Annotated in this window: 10 protein-coding genes; 4 read left to right on the top strand and 6 right to left on the bottom strand. The window is 38.2% G+C overall.

All coding sequences use genetic code 11. The features are described from left to right. Positions 1-144: 144 nt before the first annotated feature. Both E1I69_RS23185 and E1I69_RS23180 read right to left on the bottom strand, forming a co-directional pair. Complete coding sequence (locus E1I69_RS23185; protein ID WP_136381873.1) at positions 145-804, bottom strand: CoA transferase subunit B; 660 nt, start codon at positions 802-804, stop codon at positions 145-147. Between the two features lie 13 nt (positions 805-817). Further along, a complete protein-coding gene (locus E1I69_RS23180; protein WP_136381872.1) occupies positions 818-1507 on the bottom strand; it encodes a CoA transferase subunit A in 690 nt (229 codons plus the stop codon). Between the two features lie 163 nt (positions 1508-1670). Between E1I69_RS23180 and E1I69_RS23175 the strand changes: the two genes are divergently transcribed. Further along, entirely contained in the window at positions 1671-2552 is an 882-nt protein-coding gene (locus E1I69_RS23175; protein WP_136381871.1) for a LysR family transcriptional regulator, read from the top strand. An 84-nt stretch (positions 2553-2636) separates the two neighbouring features. On the opposite strand, the gene E1I69_RS23170 is transcribed toward E1I69_RS23175, so the two are convergent. Together E1I69_RS23170 and E1I69_RS23165 are read right to left on the bottom strand one after the other, a co-directional pair. Further along, positions 2637-4415 carry an adenine deaminase C-terminal domain-containing protein gene (locus E1I69_RS23170; RefSeq protein ID WP_136381870.1) on the bottom strand — a complete coding sequence of 593 codons (1779 nt, stop codon included), beginning with the start codon at positions 4413-4415 and terminating at the stop codon, positions 2637-2639. A gap of 279 nt (positions 4416-4694) precedes the next feature. Then, the gene (locus E1I69_RS23165; protein WP_136381869.1) at positions 4695-4904 is read right to left on the bottom strand and encodes a DUF1801 domain-containing protein; all 210 of its coding nucleotides are present in this window, start codon (positions 4902-4904) and stop codon (positions 4695-4697) included. 268 nt (positions 4905-5172) lie between these two features. On the opposite strand from E1I69_RS23165, the gene E1I69_RS23160 reads away from it, so the two are divergent. Further along, positions 5173-5544, top strand: a complete 372-nt coding sequence (locus E1I69_RS23160; RefSeq protein WP_136381868.1) for a VOC family protein — start codon at positions 5173-5175, stop codon at positions 5542-5544. Positions 5545-5614: 70 nt separating this feature from the next. Here E1I69_RS23160 and E1I69_RS23155 read toward each other — a convergent pair whose 3' ends face one another. Then, positions 5615-6010 (bottom strand): VOC family protein, encoded by a 396-nt coding sequence (locus tag E1I69_RS23155; protein ID WP_136381867.1) that lies wholly within the window; start codon positions 6008-6010, stop codon positions 5615-5617. Between the two features lie 189 nt (positions 6011-6199). Between E1I69_RS23155 and E1I69_RS23150 the strand changes: the two genes are divergently transcribed. Next, positions 6200-6583, top strand: coding sequence for a nuclear transport factor 2 family protein (locus E1I69_RS23150; protein ID WP_136381866.1), 384 nt, complete (start codon positions 6200-6202; stop codon positions 6581-6583). A 32-nt stretch (positions 6584-6615) separates the two neighbouring features. Here the strand turns inward: E1I69_RS23150 and E1I69_RS23145 are convergent, their stop codons facing one another. After that, positions 6616-7902, bottom strand: coding sequence for an NCS2 family permease (locus E1I69_RS23145; protein WP_136381865.1), 1287 nt, complete (start codon positions 7900-7902; stop codon positions 6616-6618). Between the two features lie 116 nt (positions 7903-8018). Here E1I69_RS23145 and E1I69_RS23140 point away from each other — a divergent pair, with 116 nt between their 5' ends. Continuing rightward, positions 8019-8885, top strand: a complete 867-nt coding sequence (locus tag E1I69_RS23140) for a LysR family transcriptional regulator (protein WP_136381864.1) — start codon at positions 8019-8021, stop codon at positions 8883-8885. Positions 8886-9310 lie beyond the last annotated feature (425 nt).

The raw sequence follows: 9310 nt of genomic DNA, 5'->3' as shown, positions 1-9310 counted from the left end.
GTTCAAGAATACTCCTATGATGTCTACACCTAGTTATTTATATTTTATACATAACCATTATTTAACCATATGTAACTATTATTCTCTAATATTTTGTACAGAAAAACCTCCAAATCAACATGATTGGAGGTTTTCTCATTTTCATTAATAAGCCTCAATTTTCACATCTTCAGAAACAATCAATTTTGCTTCAGTTGATTCAACGACATCCTGAATACTATACCCTTTTGCCACCTCAACTAATTTCAACCCATCCTCCGTAACATCGATAACGGCTCTATCCGTAATAATTCGATCCACTACGTTTTGACCTGTGAGTGGAAGGCTACATTTTTTTAGAATTTTGGGCTGTCCATGCTTATTTACATGCTCCATGATGACAATCGTCTTTTTCGCACCATGAACTAAATCCATTGCACCGCCCATACCTTTAATCATCTTTCCTGGAATCATCCAGTTGGCCAAATCCCCATTCTCATCCACTTCCATCCCACCTAAAATAGCAATGTCGATATGACCTCCGCGGATCATCGCGAATGATTCGGCACTGCTAAAAAAGCTTGCACCTGTCATTGCTGTGACAGTCTCTTTTCCGGCATTGATCAAGTCGGGGTCGACCTCTTCCTTCGTCGGATATGGCCCAATTCCTAATAAACCATTTTCCGATTGTAAAACCACATGTTTATTGTCAGAAATATAATTTGCCACCATTGTCGGCATTCCGATTCCCAGATTCACATAATTTCCATCTTGAATTTCCTGCTCCGCCCTTTGTGCAATTTGCACTCTCACATTATTAGACATTCAATTACCTCCCTTAATCTCTAACAGTTAAACGCTCAATTCGTTTTTCATGCTTACCCACAATCAAACCTTGAACATAAATACTTGGTGTGTGAATTTCATTTGGATTCAGTTCACCAACCTCAACAATCTCTTCTACCTCAGCAATGGTGACCTTTCCTGCAGCTGCCATCATGGGATTAAAGTTTTGTGCTGTTTTACGATAAACTAAATTTCCTAGTTTATCCGCTTTCCATGCCTTTACTAAACTAACATCCGCTGTTAACCCTTCTTCCAGTAAATATTCTTTTCCGTCAAACTCTCTTGTTTCGCGTCCTTCTGCAATTGGAGTTCCTACTCCTGCCGGTGTGTAAAATGCAGGAATTCCCGCTCCCCCAGCACGAATTTTCTCCGCTAGTGATCCTTGTGGTACGAGTTGAACCTCTAGTTCCCCGCTTAAAACTTGTCTTTCAAACTCCTTGTTTTCCCCTACATAGGAAGAAATCATCTTTTTGATTTGCTTATTTTGTAAAAGGATCCCAAGTCCCCAATCATCCACTCCACAGTTATTCGAAATCACCGTTAAATCCTTTATGTTTGTTTTACGAAGACCAAGTATTAGATTTTCCGGTATTCCAACGAGACCGAAGCCACCTACCATCATTGTCATCCCATCTTTGATACCGCTTACAGCTTCTTCAAAGCTTGTATAGATTGTTTTCATTTTTAACCCCTCCTGATCTATAAAATGGGACAATTTGTCCGTTCACTTTATTCATTTCTAAATTTTCATTATCTTCTTAATAAAATTTTACAACAGTCCAATTTATCCGTAAAATGAATAATAAGAATAAACTTTATTACAAATTGGAATATAAGGAGGACCCATGGAGTTAAAAGACCTACGCTACTTTATGGAAGTTGTCGATTACGGAAGTTTTACCAAAGCAGCGGTTAACACCTATATTTCGCAACCCACCTTAAGTAAGTCCATCAAAAAATTAGAAACGGAACTTAAGGTTGAGCTATTCGAACGCTCAACTAGAAAATTGATATTAACGGATGCTGGTGAAATTGTGTATAGGCAAGCATCTAAAATCCTAGGTGCGACCCAAGAACTTCATACTTTATTAGATGATTTAATGAACCTGCCAACTGGAAACATTAAAATAGGGATCCCTCCCTTAATTGGCACACTTTTCTTTCCAACGATTGCCCAAAAATTTGGTATGCAGCATGCTCTGGTATCGTTAGAATTAATCGAACTTGGAGCTAAACGAATTGAAAACTTAGTCGATGAGGGGCAAGTAGACGTGGGTATCGTCGTAAACCCAACAGATCACAATAAATTTAACGTTCACCCATTCATCAAGGAAGAATTTACGCTTTTCATTCATCCGTCGCATCTATTAGCACATGAAAAATCAGTTAAACTAGAACAACTTGAAAATGAATCTTTTATTCTCTTTAATCAAGAATTCGCCTTACATAACTTGATCATTCAACATTGTCAACATTCCGGATTTTCTCCTAAAATCGCGTATGTAAGTTCACAATGGGACTTAATAACAGAATTGGTCATTGCCCAACTAGGGATTACTCTTTTGCCAAAATCCATCTATTCTAAAATGGATAGAAACCAAATTAACATGATCCCGCTAGACTCACCCCCGATGTGGGAACTCGTTGTCATAACCAAAAAAGACAGGTACCAATCCTTCGCGGTCCGGGCTTTGCTTCAGTTTCTTGGTGAGGAATTCAATGAATAAATACTGAGGTTAAAAATGTAGTTTTTAAAAACAAAGAAACCTACAAACAACGATATTTCAGTGTTTGTAGGTTCTTTTTTTATACTATTTCGTAACTTCAGTTTCAAAAGCCTCAGCCTTCAACAAAATCTCATCCTTCTTCACTTCATACAATCCATAAGGAACCAAGCGCAATCCCGGTAAGAAGTCGCAAGTTAGGAATAACAATGTGTACAGAATATCGTGGAATGGGAAGCCTCGATCCTGTAAAGTTTTAAGTAGTTTATCATGATACTCTACCGCTTTTCCAAATGAAGGATCTGTTGTCATCATACCTGTAAGCGGAAGCGGAATTTCAAGGATGATATCGTCACCATCGACAATGACAATTCCCCCACCAATCTCATGAACCCTTGCAGCCGCTTTTGCCATTGCTTGCGGATTTCTGCCGACTGTTAGCAATTCAGTCGTTGTATTATACGTAGAAGCCATTCCATCAAGCGTAACAGCAAATCGTTCCAAGATGGCTTTACTCACCCAATTTCCGAGACGATCAATTAATGCTGAATACATAAGTCCTTCATGACCAGACAGATCCGCAAATCCATTCATAGAAGGAATCATTGTATCCTTCCTCGCAGTGATCACATTACTTTTAAAATAGGAAACTGGTAATGGTTTATTTTCATCCGGATGTGGATATTGATAGAGTTCCGGATTCTCTAGTACCGATTTCGGAAATTCAAATGCTTCTCGAACAACGTATTTACTCCAATCCACCTCTGGCACAGATGCCAATAATTGTCCATTTTCTGCCACGACCTCTCCGCTCGCAATGACTCTTTCAGGACGGAAGTCAACGAGATTCGGAAGTAAGAGAATATCTGCCTTTCTTCCCGGAGCAATACCACCGATATAATCCTCTAAACGTAGATAAGTCGCTGCATTTATTGTGACCATCTGAATCGCATCCATTACATGGACACCGAGTTCAACCGCTTTTCGTACAAGTCCATCAACAAAGCCTTCCCTTTCAATAAATCCTGGATGTGGTCCATCTGTTGTCATCACGATTCGGCTTGTGTTGACGTTTCCTTCGGTAATCATTTTAATGACTTCTTCAAGGTCTGGTCGGAGTGAACTGTTTCGCAATGTCGTCCACATGCCTAAGCGTAGTCGATCTAGTGCCTCTTTTGCCGTAATTGCTTCATGGCACGCCGTCACGCCAGACGCAACAATCGCATTTAATTTTTCATAAGAACACCCGGAAGTATGCCCGTCAGATACTTTACCGATTTCTTTTACATAATCCATTGTATCCAGTAAAAAAGGATCGCCATTATAAAGAAGTGGCCAACGGGTGACTTCTGCTAAGCCAACAACCTCTTCCGTTGCAAGCAGTTCCTGAATATCCTGATGATTATACCAGTCACGTTCACCTGGATAATCTGCCTGAGAAACGAGTCGAACAAGCCAAAGGAAATTCCCAGGTAACGAATTTAAATCAAGAACCATATCCTTGAAACCTTTAGCTCCCATATGTAAATAGAAAAATAAATTATCATTAACAGATGTAGTTGTGCCAAGTGGCAACACTTTACTCGTCATGCTAATTGGATTGTAGATAACCCATGGGTGTGAATGCGCCTCAATAAACCCAGGAGATACATACTTTCCTTCAGCATGAATGACCTTCGTATGTTCACCAACCATCGCTTCGCTTTCTCCAACATACGCAATACTATCCTTATATACAGCAACATTTAACTTTAAAAATTCACCTGAATACACATTGATTACAGTCCCACCTTTAATATATAAATCGGCAGGTATATTCCCCTTTGCTACTTCCACTAGTTCACCACGTTTTGCCCTTAGCTTCAACCTTCTCACTCCCTATTTTATATTACGTTTCATTATCCTTCGTTAATATAACATAATATTAATAAGAAGAGATTGTCGTTGTCAATAATATTGCTTGAATTTATAAAAAATTAAGTATATTTCTATATAAAAAGAAGCCCGATATAATGCGCGCTCCTCCTCCTACACTATTTACTTGAACTCTAAATCCGTGAATAAAAAATGATATCAAACTTGTTTTGTCGATCTCCCATCCTTAACTCACTTAGATTTCCTCCTACAACACTACTAAAATTAAACTCAAACCAGGTTTACATGTTTTTTAGATGCCTGAAGATAGCAAACCAATCCTTTATAAGTATAGTTCGGCATCGACCATTTATATTCTTCAACAAGATTGGGTGAAGAACTAAGAATGATTTTTCTTAATGCTGCTGCAATGTGTTGAATATCAGCTGTTAATTTTAAGATATATTGGTCAACCGAATCAGTTGTTCTTGTTTGATCCATTTAAATTCACCTTCAATAATATGCTTTTTTCTACCTCAACAAATCCATGTTTTTCTCTTTATACCTACTCTAATTTTTGCCTCTACATTTTTTAGGTGACAAAACGCAAGTCGAACCTTACCAAGCGATATTACTTACTTTAACATTCACTTTTCCAATATATTCTGCGACTTCCTTTGCTAATGTAAGTTATGTCCTTAATTCCTTGTTGTGCATTGATGTGTATTCGTCTATAGTTAAAGTAAATCACCACGTTGGAGGAGAAAACATGAAATTAGGTGCATTTTCTATAAGTTTAAATGTAAAGGATATTCACAAATCAAAAGATTTTTACGAAAACCTCGGTTTCCAGATGTTAGGTGGAGATATTGCTCAAAATTGGCTTATAATGAAGAATGAAGATACGGTCATTGGACTATTCCAAGGAATGTTTGACAAAAATATCCTGACTTTTAATCCGGGATGGAATCAACATGCGGAAAATCTAGATTCATTTACAGACATTCGAGAAATTCAAAAGCAACTTAAAGAAAAAGGAATAACAATGTTAACTGAATCTACTGAATCAAGTGAGGGGCCTGCACATTTTGTTATAGAAGACCCAGACGGTAATCAAATTCTGTTCGATCAACATCGATAATACATAACGTCATTAAAGCCTTTCGCCATTAATTAGGACAAAAGGCTTTATTTTTCAATAGAGAGTAAATCTATTTCGCATTTTCATCCGGCTGATGAATCCCAAAGATATTCCCTTCTGTATCCACATAGTAACCCTGCCATGCCATTCCAGGAAGCGCATACTTTGGCAAAGCTACCTTTCCACCATTCGCCATAATTTTTTGCTCGGTCGTATCGTAATCTTTTACACCCATCGTACAAGCATAGCCATTTAAAGGCTGATTTGGTCCTGGAGGAGGACTTTGTCGTTGCATCAACGCTCCGTTTATACCAAGTTCATTTTCATCACCCGTTACAGCACCGAAATAAGGCATTCCGGCATAATCACTCCAATCTTCAAATTTCCAACCAAATACTTCCCCATAAAACGCTTTTGCTCGCTCCATGTCATCGACATGAATCTCAAAATGAATTAATCTTCCCATCCTATCCACCAGCCCATCCATAATTTTTTTCTACATTATGTAAATTCTACCTTGGACATCGATACACCTTTTTCATTATTGGAAAAAATAATAGATTATATTCAAAAGACATTTTAACCTCTAGATTCATTCAATTGACATAGGTTCTTTTATGCAGTAAACTTCGTGAAAAAAAGGGATGGTATACAAATGACAACTGCTCAACAATCACTCAAAGAAAAAGCGATATCGTTTTTAAATCTTATCGTTTCAGGAAAAATCCGAGAAGCGTATGAGAGTTATGTAGGTCCTGATTTTTCTCACCACAATCCTTTCTTTCGTGGTGATGCAGAAAGCCTTATGCTCGCCATGGAAGAAAATGCAGCACAAAGCCCTCATAAGATTTTTGAGGTAAGGCTAGCCATACAAGAAGGCGAAATGGTTACAGTCTACTCCCACATAAGGCAAAATCCAGATGACCTCGGAGCAGCTGTCGTACATATTTTTCGTTTCAAAGGAGACAAAGTTGTTGAATTATGGGATATTGGACAACCTGTCCCAGAGAACTCTCTGAATGAAAATGGGATGTTCTAAAAATAAAAGCAGCCCCCTATGGACTGCTTTTTTTAAACCACATACTGAATGACAAAATTACTAATAAATAAAAGTGCAATCATATAAAGTGCAGGATGAATTTCCTTCCCTTTTCCCATCAACAGTTTCATCACAGGATATAAGATAAAGCCAATCGCCATGCCATCTGCAATACTATATGTTAATGGAATCAACACAATGATTAGTAATGCTGGAAAACTTTCCGTAAAATCATCCATGGAAATATTCACTATGTTTTGCAGCATTAGAACGCCGATTAAAATTAGAATCGGCGAAACCGCGCTTGCCGGAACCATTTTAATAACCGGAATAAATAACATTGAAAGTAAAAACATAACCCCCGTTACGATGCTTGTTAGTCCTGTTCTTCCACCAGCGGTAATTCCGGCAGCTGTTTCTACAGAAGCGACTGTGGGGCTTGTTCCGAAGACTCCTGAAGATAAAACAGAGACAGCAGTTGCTTGAAGAGACTTTTTACTACTTTCCGGTCGATTTAGCATATTGCTATGTCCATGAATTAATCCAATGTTTTCAAAGACGAGTACCATTGCTAACGAAATGGATGTTAACCAGAAAACAAGATTTCCCGCTTCCGCCCATGAAAGTTGGCCAAATACCCCAAAGTACTCATGAAAGTCTGGCGTAGAGAAGGAAATATTTTCATACTTGGCCCCACCAAACAAAATGGATAACACCGATGTAATGAAAATACTTAACAACAGGTTTCCAGGTACTTGTTTAATAAATAATAGGACTGTGATAATTAACCCTATAAAAGTGACAATCACACTAGGGCTGCTTAAATCCCCAATTGCCAGTAATGTGTGCTCAGAGCTTGTAATAATCCCCGCATTATCAAACCCAATTAAAATCAACAGTACTCCAATCCCGATCGATATCGCTTCTTTTAAAGAATTGGGGATGGAAGAAGTAATTACCTTTGCCAACGGGGTAAACGCAATCACCACAAAAATTAGTCCCGAAACGAAGACCATCGCCAGCGCTTCCTGCCAGGTGAATCCCCCAGATTGTACGATTGTATAAGTAAACATTGCATTAAGTCCCATTCCAGGAATTAAGAGAATCGGAGTGTTACTCCATATACCGATAACTACGCATCCAAAAAAACTAGTTAAGATCGTTGCAATGATTCCCGCTTCCATCGGAATACCCGCTACAGCCAGAATCGTGGCATTGACAATAATAATATAGACTACGGTAATATATGAAATGAATCCTGCAGAGAATTCTTTTCCAATTGTAGTTCCATGTTGTTTTAAATTAAAGAATCGTTCCATTTTATATCACCTTTCTATCCGTGAAAACGATTCTTATCATAACATGGACTAATACCATATGAAAAATATATAATTTATATAGAAACTATACTTTTTTTATATAGAAGGAGAAATAAATGGACATAAAACAATTACGTTATTTCATCGCCATAGCCGAAGAAAAAAATATAACAGCTGCTGCGAACCGGCTTCATATGTCACAGCCCCCATTAAGTATGCAACTAAAACAGTTGGAGGAAGAGCTTGGTGTTAAATTAATTGAGCGCAATGGCAAAAGCATGGAGTTAACTGATAAAGGCGCTATTCTCTATCAACGCGCATTACATCTCGTGAATAGTGTTGAGGAAATTAAACATGAAATTCATGAAACAGAAGAAGGAACGAAAGGTGTTTTGGCTGTCGGAATAAACACATTATCGGTTTCGGGTTTTTCCGACATGCTTCAAGCCTTCCATAAAAAATATCCACTTGTAACGTTGAAGGTCGTTCAGAATGACTCTTATTATCTAGCGGAAATGGTTAAATCACGGGCGTTTGAGGTGGCATTCATACGTCTTCCCCTTGCAAATCGAGGTTTCATTTATGAACACCTTCTTAGTGAGCCATTTGTTTTTGTGAGTAAAACGAAAACGGACATTGTTTCTCTGGAAACGATCTCACAATTACCACTCATTATTCCGAGTACGGAAGGTTTGGGGAGTTATAATATCATTCACGAAGCCTTTTCAAAACAAAAGCTTCAATTTACAAGTATTGCGGAGTGCTCAGATATGCATGTGTTAATGGAAATGGTAAAAAGCGGAATGGGAGCAACGATCGTGCCCAAATCCGTATTGGATGTATATGGAGATGGAGAACTTTATTCTGCTCCGATTAAAGATACAACGATGTATTCCTCATTAGGTATGATTTGGCTTGAGCATCACTATGTCTCAACTCCTGCTAAAAACTTTATCGAGTTGGTTAAGGAGGAATTATCTTAATTAATGCAATCGGTTCGTACCAATTCTCGTTTGCATAACTCCTGTGATGGTACGATTAGTTCTTATTCGTACCATCAATCGTTTACAATACCTACAGTGAGGGTATGATTAGCTCTTATCCGTACCATCACTGGTTTACATAACAACCTATGAGGGTACGATACGAGGTTGGTTCAGTCAAGTCCTAAATTTTGTGTAAAAGTGTCAAACAATGATAATCGACTTATTTAAAAAATTTGTATAGTGATCTACAATTATTTCGAATTTACATTGAGGGGTGGGCATGATAGCCTGGAGGGCAAGCCAGGTGTTGTTAAACTCCTGGCTTCCTGGCTTTACATCATGCCCGCCGGAGGCTCAATGTCAATTCGAAATTAGGCGTTCCCACTTTATTGGGCAGGTGACGCTTTTGTAATCCCCTTATT

Source organism: Bacillus timonensis (genome assembly GCF_004799755.1).
Classification (GTDB): Bacteria; Bacillota; Bacilli; order Bacillales; family Bacillaceae_L; genus Ferdinandcohnia; species Ferdinandcohnia timonensis_A.
This window is presented reverse-complemented; position numbering and strand designations above follow the sequence as displayed.